The following is a 15,518-nucleotide window of genomic DNA, read 5'->3' on the forward strand; positions in this document are numbered from 1 at the left end:
CATCGCAAAATGCCGCCCCACCGAAGCTATGGCATGAGTTGGCCGCCGTTAACCTCGATCACTTGTCCGGTCACGTAACCGCTGAGCATGTCAGAGCATAGATACAGGTAAGTGCCAGCGCATTCTTCCGCCGTCCCCGCGCGACCCATCGGAATCGAAGCCACCATCGTCTTCATCTGTTCTTCGGAGCTGAAGCGCTCGTGGAACGGTGTCGCGATTACTCCTGGAGAGACGGCGTTGACCCGGATGCCGTCCTTTACAAGTTCCTTAGCCATGCCGCGTGTCAGTGTGCTGACATAGCCTTTGGAGGCGGCGTAAAGGAGCGACCCGCCTCCACCGCCGTGCCGCGCTGCTATCGAGGTCGTATTGACTATGACTCCACCCTGCTTTCTCAGCCATGGGATCGCCGCACGGGACGCCCAGAGAACGGAATGCGAATTTATATCTGTAACCAGACGATCAAAGGACTCATCCGATTCCACGATCGGCACGCGCTTGAGAAGGCTGCCGGCATTGTTGATAAGCCCGTCCAGACGGCCGAAGAACTCAGCTGCCTCCATGACAACGCGCGTGATTTCGTCATGCTTTCCTGCATCGCCTGCGACAAGGTGAACCTTTCCGCCGCCCTTGCTGATTTCTTCCGCCAGTGCGCGTGCGGGGCCCTCACTGCTGTTATAGTGAATCGCAACCTGAGCGCCCTGCAGCGCCAGGGCTCGTGCGACTGCTGCGCCTATGCCTGTCGAGGCGCCCGTCACCAAATACGTCTTCCCCCTTAGATCGGGAACAGTCAGCTGGCTCACTTTGCTATCCTCCAATGATGGATTCACGTATACGCTATATGATCCGGCTAGAGAAGATTGCCGGGTTCCTACTCCTGAGTGTAAGCTTGCATCTTCCACCGAGCTGAAGGACAGAGAACCGCTTTTCAGGGGTCGAATTCGAGGTGCACGCCACATGAAGGGACTGCAAAAGATTGGGCGGGGCAACCTCTCTGCTATGGTCTACGAGCAGCTCCGCTCAGCGCTGATGAGTGGATATTATGCGCCAGGCCAGCGCTTGACATTAGTCGAATTAGCGAACGAATTGGGAACGAGCGTCACACCTGTGCGCGAAGCCATTTTTCGCCTGGCGGCTGATGGCGCCCTGGAGATGCCGAAAGCCCAGACGATAGCCGTTCCCATCTTGTCAGAATCGAGTGTCGCCGAACTCAAGATGATCCGAATGCATCTCGAAGGGGAAGCCGCCGCTGCTGCTGCGCTCAAAGCAACACGCAAAGAGGTCGCAGCAGTTCGCAGGATAAACGAGGCCTTCTTCAAGGCGCTTGATCAGGGGGATCCGCATCAAGCGAGTGACTACAATCGAGAATTCCACCTCGCGGTGGTCGCCATCGCCGAGATGCCGATCGTGCTCACAACCGTCGAAATGATGTGGGCCCGAATGGGGGCACATATTCATCGAATAAACCTCGGCCGCCGACGTCTTAAGGATTACGGTCCCGATCACGAACACTACGGCGTCATCGCAGGATTGGAGACTCGAGATCCCGACTTGGCACGACGCTCAATTCAAAATGATATCAAATTTGGCCAGTTTACGTTCCTCGATGTAGACGGCGCTACGGCAATCAACCGCATCGAGCTTACTGTCTCGCAGAAGGTGAAAAGGGTCCGGACCTCTCGTTGAGCGGGAGACGGCGATCTCAGCGGCGAGGCCCCTCGTTGACCGCGCCGTTCCGCTGCGACTTGGCGGAGCCAAATGGTGCATTTGCAAAGCACCGCCTCCATCATCTCGCGGTCGCAACCGCCTGCGCCAATGCAGAAGCGTTTAAATTGCTGCAATCGTGGTCGTGCCACGTGCGGCTTTGATCTCACGCGTCAGCAAGCCCTTTGTTGGAATGCCGCGACACCTGAACGACGTGACGCCGCCCTGGCGGCGCGGCGGCGTTTCAAACAACCGCGAGCGGTTGCCCCTTTGGTGCCGATGGTCGCCACCCGAATATCGCCGCCTTTGATAGCAGCCAAGATAGAACTGTGCTCGCAAACTCGGCTTGAATTCGTCACTCCTCCGCGACCGTTGTGACCCGGTTGTTGATGGCAGAATGGCGAGCTCATCAACGCTTCCCTGTGCACGAATTCCTCGGTGGGTGAATTCACGCTTTCGTGTGTTCGACGGAAACGCGGCGCCGTTCTGTAACATTCATTCGTATAGAGCCACTCTCCGATCTCCGCGCAAGAAAGGGACACGTGGCGATTTACTCGAACCATGTAAGATTTTGTTTCAACGCGCCGCGCGCATTGACAATGGCTTCCGCAGGACGTGGCATGCACTGCTGATGGCTTGTGGTGATCTAGCCAAAAGGAACTGCGGTATGAGCGAGAAGACGCCGGGACCGAGCCGCAGAGGCCTTTTCCGTGGGGTAGTGGGACTTGCTACCGTTCCCGTCGTCGCCCGCGCTGCACCCGTAGCAGAGGCTCCGTCGCCGCCTGCAGCCGGACCGCCTTCAATTACGCTCGACGTGAACGGACGCGATTACAGGCTCGTGATCGACGCCCGAACATCGCTTCTCGATGCACTGCGCGAGCACATGGACCTAACGGGTGCCAAAAAGGGGTGCGACCATGGGCAGTGCGGTGCCTGCACCGTCCATGTCGATGGCGAGCGCGTGCTCTCCTGTCTGACGCTCGCTCTCGCCGCACAAGGTCACGCTGTCAGGACGATCGAGGGACTGGCGTCCGCCGGCGGCGAATTGCATCCCATGCAGCAGGCTTTCATTGACCACGATGGCTTCCAGTGCGGCTACTGCACGCCTGGCCAGATCATGTCCGCCGTGGCCTGCGTAAACGAGGGTCATGCCACGAATGACGCAGACATCCGTGAATACATGAGCGGCAACCTCTGCCGGTGCGCCGCCTATCCCAACATCGTCTCAGCCATCAAACAGGCGCGCACGCAGATGGAGCAGGCTTGATGCGTCCATTCTCCTACGCACGCGCCACGGATTTGGCGCAGGCCGTCCACCTGGGCCGACAGACCGGCCAGGGGCAAACCGATGCACCGGTGCAACTCCTCGCTGGCGGCACGACACTTTATGACCTGATGAAGCTCGACGTGATGGTGCCAGACCGATTGGTGGACCTCGGGCCACTGCGGCCGAAGCTGTCCTCGATCACGCCCTCTGCGGAAGGGTTGCACCTCGGCGCGCTTGCGAAGATGGCGCATGTCGCGGCGCACCCTGTGGTGCAGGCAGACTATCCCGCCTTGGCCCAGAGCCTGCAGCTCGCCGCAAGCGCTCAACTGCGCAACATGGCGACCCTCGGCGGCAACGTCTTGCAGCGTACCCGCTGTTCCTATTTCCGCGATCCGACATGGGCTGCCTGCAACAAGCGCAATCCCGGCTCTGGCTGCGCGGCGCTGACCGGGTTCAACCGCAATCATGCTGTTCTCGGCACCGACTCTAGCTGCATCGCGCAATATCCAGGCGACTGGGCAGTGGCGCTGATGGCGCTCGAGGCCGATGTCAGCCTCACCGGACCTCTGGGTTCGCGCCGTCTGCCGTTCGCTTCCCTGCACCGCTTGGCTGGGGGGCAGCCGCAGTTCGAAACCAATTTGCAGCCAGGTGAGGTTATCACCGCCTTCTTCATCCCGGCCAGCAAGCGGGCACAACGCTCAGTCTACGTGAAGGTGCGGGACCGGACTTCCTATGAGTTCGCCATCGCTTCCGCTGCCGTGGCGCTTGAGATGGATGGGGACCTGGTGCGTCAGATCCGCATCAGCCTTGGCGGCATGGCGTATCGGCCGTGGCGGGCTGAAGGCGCGGAGGCAGTGCTGACCGGCAAGCCGCTGACCGAAGCGAATGCCGAAGCGGCAGGCCGGGCGGCGTTGGCGGGTGCGGCCGGACATGGTCACAACGACTACAAACTAACGCTCGGGCCACAGACAGTCGTCCGCGCCTTGATGCAGGCTAAAGCCCTGCCGCCTGCGAGCAGGAAGGCGTGACATGACCTTCAATCCCAAAAGCCTGTTCGGCAGGCCCACACCCCGCATCGACGGCGTCGCAAAGGTAACGGGGGCAGCGCGCTATGCGTCAGATGAGCTCGTGGCCAATCCCGCTTTTGCCTCTCTCGTCACCAGTGAGATTGCGCGCGGCCATATCACCGGCTTCGATCTCAGCCGCGCAAAGGCCGTCCCGGGCGTTCTGGATATACTGACCTATGAGACAGTCGGCAATCAGATCAAGGCGCCGCTAGGCCCGGATGGTGGCCCAACCACCACCACGCTTGAAAGCAACCGGATCTGGCACGACGGGCAGATCATTGCCGTTGTGGTGGCCGATACGTTCGAGTCCGCGGCTGAGGCGGCAGGCAAGGTACATGTAAGCACCATGGCGGAAGCCGCGAGTGCGAGTTTCGGTGCGCCGGGCGTTGAGGTGCAAGCGATAACAGCGGGCAGGCCCGGCGAGAAGACCAAGGGCAACCAAACGGAAGAGAAAGCTGCCGCTGACGCCGCCTTCGCCGCGGCGCCTGTTAAGCTCGACGTCCGCTACGCCACGCCACCACAACACCACAACCCGATTGAACTCTTCACCACCACCTGCGTCTGGGACGGTCCGAACCTCACCGTCTACGAGCCATCCCAGTTCATGTGGGGCCTGAAGACGGCAACCGCCAAGCAGCTCGGCATCGACCCGGCGAATGTCCGCGCGGTCTCCCGGTATGTTGGAGGTGCGTTCGGTTCCAAAGGCAACCAAACTTCCCGCACTGCTTGGATCGCCCTGGCCGCCAAGCGTCTCGGTCGCCCCGTCAAGTTGGTGCCGACCCGCGCACAGGGCTTTACGATCGCCACCTACCGCGCCGAGACGCGCCAGCACGTTCGGCTCAGCGCTACAGCTGATGGTAAGCTGACCTCCATGTTTCATGAGGGCTGGGAGGTCAGCTCGAGGCCCTCCAGCTACAAGGTCGCCGGAGTGGAGGCTACTTCGCGGCTCTATGCCGCGCCGGTGATTGCTACAGCGGTCAACGTTGTTCACGCCGACCGTGCAACGCCGGGATTCATGCGGGCGCCCGCCGAGGTGCCTTACGTCTTCGCTCTGGAAAGCGCGATGGACGAGCTCTCCTATGCGTTGAACATGGATCCCATCGAGCTGCGGCGGGTCAACGACACGCAAAACGATCCGGTGTCGGGTCTGCCGTTTTCATCCCGCCTGCTGATGCCCTGTTTCGACCAGGCGGCCGAAAAATTCGGCTGGAGCAAGCGCAACCCGAAGCCTGCCTCGATGCGGAGGGGTGAGTGGCTGGTGGGCTATGGCTGCGCATCCAGTTTCTACCCCAACAACATCGGGCCGGCCGCCGTCCGCATTTCGCTCGCGCCATCGGGCAAGGCAAATGTGTCGATGGCCGCGCATGAGCTCGGAACTGGCGCCTACACGACCGTAGCTATCACCGCAGCCCATTCTCTCGGCCTTGCGGTGAAGGATGTCACGGTCCACCTGGGCGATAGCGACCTGCCGCCGGTCCCCGTCGCGGGCGGCTCAAACAATGCTGCGACGACCACCCACGTCGTCGTCAAGGCCTGCGCGGACATCAGGCAGCGCTTGGCCGAGGCAGCGGTGGCCGCTGAAGACAGCCCCTTCCACAGCGCCGACCCGGCAACGCTTATTTTGGCGGGCGGCGCGCTCCGCAACGCGGACGGGTTGAGCGAGCCCCTAAGCAAGGCTGTCCCGCGAACTGGGGGACGCCTCGAGGTTTACGCCGAGAACATTCCCGCGGGCCTGCCGGCCAGCGCGATGGCGCAACTCTACAACGGCCACCCCTTGATGAGCCGGGGCGGCAACCGCAAGGACGTCACGGCTTACGCATTCGGGGCCCACTGCGTCGAAGTGCGCGTGCATAGCCTAACCCGTGAAATACGCGTGCCGCGCGTGGTCTCGGCCTTTGCTGCGGGCAACGTCATCAATCCGACAACTGCGCACAGCCAATACATGGGCGGCGTGATCTGGGGGATATCCTCGGCTTTGCATGAAGCGACGGAGATTGATCCGGTCTCCGCCCGGGTGATCAACGCGAACCTCGCCGACTACATAGTCCCAGTGAACGCTGACGCGCCGTCGATCGATATCATCATGGTTCCGGAAAACGACGACCGGGTCAATCCGCTGGGCGTGAAGGGCATCGGCGAGATCGGCATTGTCGGCATGAACGCGGCGATCTCCAACGCGGTGTTTCACGCTACAGGCAAGCGGATACGGGAACTCCCCGTGCGAGCGGAAAAGCTTCTATAGCCCATTCTCCCCGCACCAGTTCTCTTCCATGCTGCCCACCGGAAGCCGCGCCCGCTTACGATCTGGGCATCGTCGTTAACGGATGGTAACCGCCGCACGAGTATCGGCGCCAGTTTAACGTGTTTCGGCTGAGGCGGACAGCCAAGCTCTGTCGTCGTCCTCTTACGTCAACATTAACGAAGCGCCATACGCGTTAATGTTGCAGGTGGTGCAACGCTCGAACCCAAAACGCATTCCGCTGTCGAAAGGACGACATGCGCATGCGGATACTCCACGCCTCATCGCGACCATGCGCACCCCGGACGCAAGCATCATTCCCACTGTCCCGAATCTGGAACTGCTGCAACTGGACGTAGCGGACCCCGCCAGCATCGCCCAGGCCGTCGCGGCCGCCGGTGAGATAGTCGTACTGGTCAACCATGCCGGCATTGGGTGGTTGAATGCCCTCGAAGGCACACCTATGGACGCCGCTTGCGGCGGGAGTGGCTGAAACGGGGATCTGGCCGGTAGCTGCCTGGCTGCTTCTCGGGTGTGTGCCGCGCAAAGCCGACGCAAAAGTCAAATAGGCGGAAAGTCCGCTCCCTAGACTTGGCAACGAAAGTGACCGAGTTTTAAATTGGCCTCGCGGCCGACCTCAACCGTTAAATCGAGAAGTGATCTACGGTCAACCGATCTACGCTTGCTTCCATTATCGCGCGGGAAACGGAACCATGCGGCGGCGATTCTCGTCCCAAAGCGCGAAGTTGGGCGCTTTCAGTGCTTCGGCGATCGTAAGAATGGTCACAGCAGCCATCGTCACCTGGCAGGCTTCATGGCAATCGTGCAATCGGTAATTTGGGATGGCTGGGCGCAGATGGTGGACATGATGCGTGCCGATATCGGCACTGAACCAACGCAGTAGCCGCGGCAATTTCAGATAGGAGGTGCCGTGCAAAGCAGCGTTGGCCTGCGTCCAATCCGCTTTGGAAAACCATTGCGATGCTTCGAATCTATGCTGCACCGAGAATAGCCAGATGCCGATGATTGAAGCGAGCAACAACGGCGGAAAATGCACCAGAAGCACCGTTGTTATACCGAAAAGATATACAAGGGTGCCAAATATGAGCAATAAGGCGAGGTTCAACGCATAGACACTGCGCCGCTCCGCCGGATGGGACGCTGGCGTATCGAAGGGTACTCGTTGTAGAAGTATAAAAACCAACGGTGGCTGCAGCAAATGGATCAGAGCTGGATGATGGCTAAACCGGTATAACCGACGCCTAAACCGGCTCAATCTCTCGTATTCGGCCAAGGTCAGACAGTCGGTATAGAAATCAGCCGGGCACCCACGGAGATCTAGGTTGTTGTAAGTGACATGATGTCGCGCGTGTACCCGGCGCCACCAGGCAAAAGGCGTTAGCGTGACCAAGCTGCACGCACGCCCGAGAATTCGGTTGGACAGGGAGGCGGCAAAAAAGGAGTTATGCCCACAGTCATGCTGAATAATAAAGATACGGACCATCAGTCCACCACATGGAATTGCTAGTAACAAAGTCAACCATAGCGAAAACTTCAGCAATGCGTACATTGCCCCAGTCAGCAACAAGTAAAGCCCAAAGGTGGAAATCACCTGCCACGCCGCGCGGGCCTGGAGCGACGACTGAAATGTGCGTAAGTGAGCTTGCTGAGCGGCATCCATGGGACTGGGCACTGTCGTTGAACTATGCGACACGAGGAAAATCCTTTTCATAGCCCCGGATCGGAGGATCCTGACATCAACATAGCCATAAACCAGCGAAAGTCGATTTTGCTCGCTCAGCATTGCTGCCGCAGCGATCCGCCCTTTTTAACCGGCGGATCTGCGTCCCAGGCGCTGATGGCGTGGGTATTCTCTGGTGACCGGGAAGGCACACATATGCCAGATCGTGCCGGCAAGCGCATTCATCAAATCCACAGCAAATGAGGGCAGCGTGATCCGCCATCGGGCTTCGCGGCGCAAGGCCGCTTTGGAATCGCGTAATCAGCCTTTGATCGGCGGCGTTGGGCGGAAGGCGGACGGCCAGGTCTCGGCCTAGAAATGCGAATGAAGGACGCAGGGACGGCCAAACGAATGCCGGTCACGGATCTGGCGTTCGACGCTGCTCGGCAGGTTGCGGCGCCCGCGTGGGAGGCCGCAAGCTCGGCCTTAAACACCCCGTCGAACAGATCGGATTTTTCAACGCTTGGAACACAGAGAACTACCCCGATAGTGGGCTCCGGGCCTTAAGATTTCTTCGTGTGAAACGATTCGTATCGGATCGCCAATATCGGATTCGGCGGTACAACACGCGAGACGCACCAATATCGCGTGTTGGTGAAATTGCGCACCTGTGACGTCCGAGGCTCGGAAGAGTCTCCTCTGGATTCCGCTGCGGTGACCAGGGCGGCCGTCTAGGACCGTGCAAGGTGGCTGGGATAAGTCCGCGGCCAAGCTCATACTTGTCGACTCAACAGAGTGAATTACGCAGGGAGCAGAGATGACAAAACGTGGTCGCGTCATTTTCGGTCGCATGGAGGAGGTGTCGTTCGGCACAGCCGCATCGGACACGATCGCCGAGCAAGTAGCGCAGGCCAACGCGACTCGGGTCTTCCTGATGGTAAGCGGCACGCTCAACCGCAAGACGGACGAGATCGAGCACGTTCGCAGTGCCCTCGGTGACCGCTGCGCCGGCATCTTCGATCGAATGCCAGCACATACCCCTCGTAGCGCGGTTGTCGAGGCATCTGAGGAGGCACGTACCGCGCAAGCTGACCTCATCGTGACGATCGGTGGCACCTCCATCACGGATGGCGCCAAGGCGGTGCAGTTGTGCCTCGCCAATGACATTCGCACGGTTGGGGGTATGGACGCGCTTCGTTCAGTTAAAAGCCTTGACAGACTGCTGGGACCACCCCGCTGCAAGCCGCCATCGGTACGTCAGATCAGCGTGCCGACAACGCTCTCCGCCGGAGAGTTCAGCGCCACAGCCGCGGTCACCGACGAGCGCCACCGAGTGAAGGAGCTAATTCGTCACCCCGATATCATTCCGCGCTCGGTCATCCTCGACCCCGCGATCACTATCCACACCCCGGAGTGGCTGTTTCTGTCGACCGGTATCCGCGCCGTCGATCATTGCGTGGAGGGGATATGCTCAAATGAGTCGAATCCCTTCGCTGATGCGGCGGCGCTGCGCGGGCTCACGTTGCTTGCGAACGCGCTGCCGCGGGTCAAGGCGAACCCGGCGGACCTCGATGCCCGGATGGATTGTCAGATCGGTGCGTGGCTCTCGATGGGGCCGCTCGCTGCCGAGGTTCCGATGGGCGCAAGTCACGGGATCGGATATGTCCTCGGTTCTGCCTTCAACATTCCACACGGACACACCTCGTGCATCCTGCTGCCCGCGGTCATGCGATGGAACAAGCCCGCGAATGCTGAACGTCAAGCGCTGGTTGCCACCGCGATGGGTCGTCCCGGCGGAGACGCGGCGGCTCTGCTGGATTCGCTCATAGCCGGCCTCGGCATGCCGCGCAGCCTGTCAGAGGTAGAGATCAAGCCAGAGCATTTTAAACAGATCGCGGAAAGTGCGATGCATACCCCTTGGGTTCCACGCAATCCACGGAAGATCGAAGGTCCCCGGCAGGTGCGCGAGATCCTTGACCTTGCGGCTTGAAACCCAGAATGCGAAATGGAGAACGGAGCCGGCGAAGTCGTAACCTATCTTCGCCGCGCACGCGACCAAACATCCAGCCCGACCGCGCCGATCACGATCGCGCCTTTAGCCACCAGCTGAATATTCGGATCGACGGCCAGCGAATAGAACAGATTGGTGATTGAACCCAGGATCAGCAGCCCGACCACGCTACGCCATACCGCACCTTCCCCGCCCAAAAGGGAGGTGCCGCCGATGATCACGACGGCGATGGCATCCAGCGGGATGGTGCCGCCAATATCCGCCTGTCCCACTGCCAGCCGGCTCGCCTCGATCATCCCAGCCAAGGCGGCCAGCATGCCGACAAGCGCAAAGGTCGATCCCCGGATCAGTCCGACACGTAGCCCGGAGAGCCGCGCCGCCGTCTCGTTGCCGCCGATGGCATAGAGCGACTGGCCATAAACGGTCTTCGCCAATACGAAACCGCCTATCAGCACCGTTACAATCAACAGCCAAACCGAGATGGGCAGCGGCCCCCAAACCCCCTGACCTAAAATCATAAAATTCGGATTGTCCGGCGTCTGCGGCGTCGAGTTCGAGTAGACGAAGGCAAAACCGCTGAAGATCGAAGCTGAGCCAAGCGTGGCGATGAAGGGGTTGATGCGCATATAGGCCACGACAGCCCCATTTATCACGCCACAGACAGTGCCCAGCACAAGCGCGCAGGCACCGGCCTCGACCAAGCCGTTCTGCATAGCGATCTTGGCGAACATCGTCGCGGCGAACGCGTAGATCGCGCCTACCGACAGATCAAAGCCGCCGCCGATCATGACGAAGGTCATGCCAACCGCCACGATCCCCAGCGGCGCGTTCTGACTTAGGATGATCCTGATATTGGTCCAGGTGAGAAATGCGGGGTAGATGATTTGCGCAACAATGACCACGCCGATCAGTGCAGCGATCATGCCGAGATCGCTCACATCGAAAGGCATGCGGCGCTTCGCCGCCGGGGCGCCTGCTATTGCCGACTGGAGTCCGTTGGCGCTTCCTGGGCTCTTCATCAGCTTTCCTTCTGCATCTGTTCCGCGCCGTGCTCGCCGGTCTGCACGGCGAAGGCGGAATGCAGCAGAGTCTTCACGTCTATCTGATCGTTGTGACAGTCGCGCTCATCGACCATATGGCCGTCGCGCATCACAATGATGCGGTCCGACACAACGAGCAATTCCTCAAGCTCCGACGAGACGATGACGACCGCCAGGCCATCCTCCAATGCGGATTTTCGCAATGCCGCGAGGATTTCGGTCTTCGCCCCGATGTCTATGCCGCGCGTCGGCTCGTCGGCCAGCAGCAGGCGGGGGCGGGCATGATGCCAGCGGCCGAGCATGAGCTTCTGCTGGTTTCCACCGGAGAGGTCTCGCGCAGGCGTTCTCAGGCGCGCCGGGTCGAAGCCGTATTCGGCGACGGCCGCCTTGGCCGCCGCCAGGATATTGCGATCCTGGAAGATACCGAGCCGGGCCACGGCCGGCATGTCGCCCAGTATCACATTCGATGCCGAGGGCCGGCCAAGCACCAGCCCCTGCCCTTTGCGATCTTCCGGAATGAGCGCAATACCCATTGCGCGCGACGCCCTTGGCGTGCGGGGCGCCCCCTGTTCGCGGCCATCGATCTCAACCCAGCCTGTCGCGGGTTCCAGGCCCGCCAGCGCCCGCATCAGTGAGGTACGGCCCGATCCCACCAGCCCCGCCACGCCCAGCACTTCACCGGCCCGCACCGTCAGGCTAACGGGATAGAGCAGCCCCGGCACGGCTAGGTCCCGCACCTTCAATAGCTCGCGCGGCGTGCGCGACGGCTTGGCGGGACGCTGTTGCAAGGTGCTGTCAAGCTCGTTGCCCAGCATTTCATGGACCAGCTGGCGCTTATTCCATTCACTCCGCGGCCGGCTCGCCACCACGGCCCCATCGCGGAATACCGTTATCCGCTCGCAGACCTCTAGCACCTCGTCGAGATGATGGCTGACGAAGGCCATCGTGGTGCCCTGCGCCTTCATTTGATTGATGAGTTCCAGGAGCTTCCGGCGTTCATTCTCCCCAAGAGAAGCGGTCGGCTCGTCGAACAGGACCGCCTTAGCCGAGGACTGATAGGCGCGCATGATTTCCAGCAGTTGCTGGTCGGCAATGGGCAAGCCGTCGGTCCGCGCGTCGGGGGCGATGCGCACGTCGAACTTTTCACACAACTCGAGGAAGCGCTTTCGCATGCCACGATAATCGACGAGGCCAAGCGACGATGGGCATTGACCGAGGAATACGTTCTCGCAGGCCGTTCGGGCCGGGATCATCGTGAGTTCCTGATAGATCGCGACAATACCGACGGCTCGGGACTCTCTCGGACTTCCGCCCAGAATCGTCTTTCCAAAGGCGGTCACGCTACCCGAAGTCGGCGCCACACGCCCGGCCAGAATGCCCAGGAAGGTGGACTTCCCGGCGCCGTTTTCGCCTACCAGCCCATGCACTTCGCCGGCGTGGAAGTCGACGCTGACGCCCTTAAGCGCCTGCACCGCGCCGTATTGCTTGGTGATGTCAGTGGCCATGATCGTAATACCCTGCGGCCGCGTCTCGGCCACAGGTTTGGATTTGTCGAAGTCCCGATGGGCGTCAGTCAGTGACATGCTTCGCCCTTCGAGATGCCGACCACCGCGGCCGGGGTACCTCAATCGTTCTCGGGCTTGTAGTTAGCGGCATTCTCTTTCGTAACCAAGAACGAGGCGGAGTTCGGGTCACGCCCCGGCTCAAGAGCATGACCATCGTCGCCCGTGTAATGCGGAACCTTCTTGCCAGCCCAGGCATCGACAACGGCGCGGATCGCATAATCGATCGGTGTCTGCGAGTAGCGCGCAAGCATGGCTTCGGTAACGCCGTTGTTGACGTAAGCGAGTCCGGTCACGGTACCGCCGCCTTCGTAGATCTTCACCTTACCCAGCCGGTTGGTTCCACGCAGGGCGGCCACCGCGCCCTTGGTGATATTCGTATAGGCCGACATCAGGATCGTCATATCCGGATGTGCCTGCACCAGCGGCTGGGCCTTCTCCTCCGCATCCGGAACCGAGTAATTAGTATAGACCGGCGCGATGATCTTCCAATTCTTTGGAGCCGTATCCGTCATTGCCTTGAAGAAGGCCTTGGTAATGCTGTTTAGAGCTGGCCCAACCATGATCCCAACGGTTTGCGGTCCGGGATTGTCCTTCACGGCCTTCGCCCACAGGATCGACCAAGCCTTCACCGATTCGTTGCCGCCGACATAGTTCAGCGTCCCCGGGCTCCATAGCTCGTCGCCTTCACCCAGGATGCGGCCGCACAGGGTACCGTCAATGTCCTCGACCAAAATATTGGCGTCGGGCGCCTGGACGGTCGCGATATGGCAGGCCACGTTGCCGGCTACCGGCTCGACGATCCACGCATTGTACTTCTTGCTCGCCAAGGCAATCTGCATCTGGTCCATCTGCTTCGACGCGTCGAATTCGCTTTGGAAAATGTCGAGCGAAACGCCGAGTTCCTTGGCTGTGGCGAAGGCTTTCTCGTTCTGAGCCTTGAGGAAGCTGTTGCTTGACCCTAGGGAGAAGAAGGCGATCTTAAGCGCCTTGCCGTCAGTGCGGATCACATGACCGCCGCCGACATCGATTGATACATTGTCCGCCGCTTGCGCGGAACCGACAATGGGCTGAGCCAAGGTCATGGCGGCGATAGCAGCCACGGATACAAAGCCGAGACGTAGACGCATATTATCCTCCCCGAAGTCGATTTGCGCTTTGGTTTCTCGGTGTCGAGGGGCCCTGGCTTCATCGACAAAAGCGTCGCGACTTTGAGCGCACAAGCCCGTTCTACGGCTGGAGTGTCAATATTCAAGTCTGCTATAGCTGCTATTACGCTTAGTGAAGCCGAGCGAGACTGGTCAAAGAGCGGACGCAAGCGGATAGTCCTTGCGCAGGAAGTGTCGGAAGGCCTTGTGGCTTCGGTTTATGCTGCACTGCATTATTCATGGATGCCGCCGGGATGGCGCCGCCGAAATGCAGCAAGCCATCGCATGTTAATTAGAAGACGACAGGAAAGGGAGAATACACCATGCGCGGAACGATCGCCGTTATGACCAGCCCGGGCGAGCTCGAATATCAGCAATATGATGTGCCCAGACCGGGCCCTGGCTCGCTCGTCCTGGAAGTGGTCCGTGCCAATGTCTGCGGTTCCGAACTGCATGTCTGGCGCGGCCATCATCCGGTAAAGAAGCGCGGCGGAATCGGCCACGAAATGGTCGGCCGCATCATGGCGCTGGGCGACGGGGTGACGACCGACTTCAACAGCCAGCCCGTGAAGGTCGGGGATCGCGTCGTCGCGACCTATTTCCAGACCTGCCTGCGTTGCCCGCCCTGCGTCGATGGCCAGTACAACCTTTGCGACAATGCCTATGAGTTCTTTGCCATGCAGCCGGAGCAGGCGCCACATTTCCACGGAGCCTTTGCGACGCACATCTACATCCATCCACGCCAGAACTTCTACAAGGTCGCCGACAACATTCCCGACAGCGTCGCGGCCAGCGCCAATTGCGCACTCTCGCAGGTTTACTACGGGCTCGATCGCATCGGCGTCACTTATGGCGAGACCCTCGTGATTCAGGGCGCCGGCGGCCTCGGCCTGATGGGCGCGGCCATCGCGAAGACCCGCGGCATTCGCGTGATCGTCATCGATGGCGTCGAGCTGCGGCTGAACCAGGCGCGTGCCTTCGGCGCTGATCACGTGATCAGCATGAAGGATTGCCCCACCGAGGCCGATCGGATCAAGGCGGTTCAGGACCTGACCAGGGGCCGAGGAGCCGATGTGGGCATGGAAGTCACTGGCGTGCCTGCCGCGTTCAACGAAGGTGTACGGGGCCTGGTGCGGCGCGGCGGGCGTTACCTGGCGATGGGCAATCTTTCGCCTGGCTTCACCATCGAGATGGACCCAGGTCTTCTTACGCGGCGGGCGGTGCAGGTCATGGCGGTAGATCGCTATGACGCTCGCTATCTGCTCAAGGCTCTGCGTTTCCTAGAGGAAAATATGGAACGCTTTCCCTTCGCTGATTTGCTGGATGCGAGTTTCGCGCTCAGCGACGTCAAACTGGCCCTCGATAAATCCGCCAAGCGCGAGGTGACGCGAGCGTCGATCATCTGCGAAGCCGCCTGATCGCCGCATCGAGCCGGAGTGTCGCCCCAAGGGTGCGAGGGCGACACAGCCGAATACGGAGCGATCAACCTCCGAGAGGAAAGATTATGAGCGCCATTCGGCTCTTTCACATCGTGCTGCGACCCGTTACGCTGAATGGAAGCATTATCGCGATTCGCGGTGCATCAACCAAGCGGATGCAGATCGCCGAGGGAAACAAGCGAAACGGTCGTCCCACTTCAGGAGGTAGCGTTCGATGAATCAACCTCCCGCTACGCGATATCGCCGTCGCCATCGAACTAGAATCTAGACAGGGCTGCTTGCTATTCTAGGGTCAGGACCCATTAATTGCTTGCTTCGGCTCGGCGCATTGTGATTCTGGAGATGGCGGGAGGATACCGTCAT

At 60.4% G+C, this 15,518-nt stretch carries 12 protein-coding genes and 1 pseudogene; 8 read left to right on the plus strand and 5 right to left on the minus strand.

Features of this window, described 5'->3' with window-relative positions; all coding sequences use genetic code 11:
• Positions 1–26: 26 nt before the first annotated feature.
• Positions 27–815, minus strand: coding sequence for an SDR family NAD(P)-dependent oxidoreductase (locus GSQ92_RS25025; protein WP_254066681.1), 789 nt, complete (start codon positions 813–815; stop codon positions 27–29).
• 139 nt (positions 816–954) lie between these two features.
• Between GSQ92_RS25025 and GSQ92_RS25030 the strand changes: the two genes are divergently transcribed.
• From GSQ92_RS25030 to GSQ92_RS31150, 6 genes and pseudogenes are all read left to right on the plus strand, one after another.
• Positions 955–1,683 (plus strand): GntR family transcriptional regulator, encoded by a 729-nt coding sequence (locus tag GSQ92_RS25030; RefSeq protein WP_158801337.1) that lies wholly within the window; start codon positions 955–957, stop codon positions 1,681–1,683.
• A 685-nt stretch (positions 1,684–2,368) separates the two neighbouring features.
• On the plus strand, positions 2,369–2,968 hold the full coding sequence (locus GSQ92_RS25035) for a (2Fe-2S)-binding protein (RefSeq protein ID WP_158801336.1): 600 nt from the start codon (positions 2,369–2,371) through the stop codon (positions 2,966–2,968).
• Positions 2,968–3,996 (plus strand): xanthine dehydrogenase family protein subunit M, encoded by a 1,029-nt coding sequence (locus GSQ92_RS25040; protein ID WP_158801334.1) that lies wholly within the window; start codon positions 2,968–2,970, stop codon positions 3,994–3,996. Before GSQ92_RS25035 ends, GSQ92_RS25040 begins: the two co-directional genes overlap by 1 nt.
• A gap of 1 nt (position 3,997) precedes the next feature.
• Positions 3,998–4,363 (plus strand): annotated as a pseudogene (locus GSQ92_RS31875) (xanthine dehydrogenase family protein molybdopterin-binding subunit); the annotation flags it as partial.
• 18 nt (positions 4,364–4,381) lie between these two features.
• A complete protein-coding gene (locus GSQ92_RS25045) occupies positions 4,382–6,277 on the plus strand; it encodes a xanthine dehydrogenase family protein molybdopterin-binding subunit (RefSeq protein ID WP_254065469.1) in 1,896 nt (631 codons plus the stop codon).
• A gap of 196 nt (positions 6,278–6,473) precedes the next feature.
• Positions 6,474–6,767, plus strand: coding sequence for a hypothetical protein (locus GSQ92_RS31150; RefSeq protein ID WP_254065468.1), 294 nt, complete (start codon positions 6,474–6,476; stop codon positions 6,765–6,767).
• Positions 6,768–6,965: 198 nt separating this feature from the next.
• Here the strand turns inward: GSQ92_RS31150 and GSQ92_RS25055 are convergent, their stop codons facing one another.
• Positions 6,966–7,955 carry a fatty acid desaturase gene (locus GSQ92_RS25055; protein WP_158801330.1) on the minus strand — a complete coding sequence of 330 codons (990 nt, stop codon included), beginning with the start codon at positions 7,953–7,955 and terminating at the stop codon, positions 6,966–6,968.
• 817 nt (positions 7,956–8,772) lie between these two features.
• Between GSQ92_RS25055 and GSQ92_RS25060 the strand changes: the two genes are divergently transcribed.
• Positions 8,773–9,945, plus strand: coding sequence for an iron-containing alcohol dehydrogenase (locus tag GSQ92_RS25060; protein ID WP_216849886.1), 1,173 nt, complete (start codon positions 8,773–8,775; stop codon positions 9,943–9,945).
• Between the two features lie 44 nt (positions 9,946–9,989).
• On the opposite strand, the gene GSQ92_RS25065 is transcribed toward GSQ92_RS25060, so the two are convergent.
• Genes GSQ92_RS25065 through GSQ92_RS25075 form a run of 3 tightly spaced genes read right to left on the minus strand, consistent with a single transcriptional unit; the run spans position 9,990 to position 13,698 of the window.
• Positions 9,990–10,985, minus strand: a complete 996-nt coding sequence (locus tag GSQ92_RS25065) for an ABC transporter permease (RefSeq protein WP_216856932.1) — start codon at positions 10,983–10,985, stop codon at positions 9,990–9,992.
• On the minus strand, positions 10,985–12,589 hold the full coding sequence (locus GSQ92_RS25070; RefSeq protein ID WP_159014193.1) for a sugar ABC transporter ATP-binding protein: 1,605 nt from the start codon (positions 12,587–12,589) through the stop codon (positions 10,985–10,987). Before GSQ92_RS25070 ends, GSQ92_RS25065 begins: the two co-directional genes overlap by 1 nt.
• A gap of 41 nt (positions 12,590–12,630) precedes the next feature.
• Entirely contained in the window at positions 12,631–13,698 is a 1,068-nt protein-coding gene (locus GSQ92_RS25075; RefSeq protein WP_158801326.1) for a sugar ABC transporter substrate-binding protein, read from the minus strand.
• 341 nt (positions 13,699–14,039) lie between these two features.
• Here GSQ92_RS25075 and GSQ92_RS25080 point away from each other — a divergent pair, with 341 nt between their 5' ends.
• Positions 14,040–15,134 carry a zinc-binding dehydrogenase gene (locus GSQ92_RS25080; protein WP_158801325.1) on the plus strand — a complete coding sequence of 365 codons (1,095 nt, stop codon included), beginning with the start codon at positions 14,040–14,042 and terminating at the stop codon, positions 15,132–15,134.
• Positions 15,135–15,518 lie beyond the last annotated feature (384 nt).

This window comes from Acidisoma sp. S159 (assembly GCF_009766125.1).
Taxonomy (GTDB): domain Bacteria; phylum Pseudomonadota; class Alphaproteobacteria; order Acetobacterales; family Acetobacteraceae; genus Acidisoma.

Bases quoted from the DNA above. Each gene is read 5' to 3' on its own strand.
- GSQ92_RS25055 (WP_158801330.1), bottom strand. From the start codon at position 7,955: ATGGATGCCGCTCAGCAAGCTCACTTACGCACATTTCAGTCGTCGCTC.
- GSQ92_RS31150 (WP_254065468.1), top strand. From the start codon at position 6,474: ATGTTGCAGGTGGTGCAACGCTCGAACCCAAAACGCATTCCGCTGTCG.
- GSQ92_RS25065 (WP_216856932.1), bottom strand. From the start codon at position 10,985: ATGAAGAGCCCAGGAAGCGCCAACGGACTCCAGTCGGCAATAGCAGGC.
- GSQ92_RS25070 (WP_159014193.1), bottom strand. From the start codon at position 12,589: ATGTCACTGACTGACGCCCATCGGGACTTCGACAAATCCAAACCTGTG.
- GSQ92_RS25080 (WP_158801325.1), top strand. From the start codon at position 14,040: ATGCGCGGAACGATCGCCGTTATGACCAGCCCGGGCGAGCTCGAATAT.
- GSQ92_RS25040 (WP_158801334.1), top strand. From the start codon at position 2,968: ATGCGTCCATTCTCCTACGCACGCGCCACGGATTTGGCGCAGGCCGTC.
- GSQ92_RS25060 (WP_216849886.1), top strand. From the start codon at position 8,773: ATGACAAAACGTGGTCGCGTCATTTTCGGTCGCATGGAGGAGGTGTCG.
- GSQ92_RS25075 (WP_158801326.1), bottom strand. From the start codon at position 13,698: ATGCGTCTACGTCTCGGCTTTGTATCCGTGGCTGCTATCGCCGCCATG.
- GSQ92_RS25030 (WP_158801337.1), top strand. From the start codon at position 955: ATGAAGGGACTGCAAAAGATTGGGCGGGGCAACCTCTCTGCTATGGTC.
- GSQ92_RS25045 (WP_254065469.1), top strand. From the start codon at position 4,382: ATGGCGGAAGCCGCGAGTGCGAGTTTCGGTGCGCCGGGCGTTGAGGTG.
- GSQ92_RS25035 (WP_158801336.1), top strand. From the start codon at position 2,369: ATGAGCGAGAAGACGCCGGGACCGAGCCGCAGAGGCCTTTTCCGTGGG.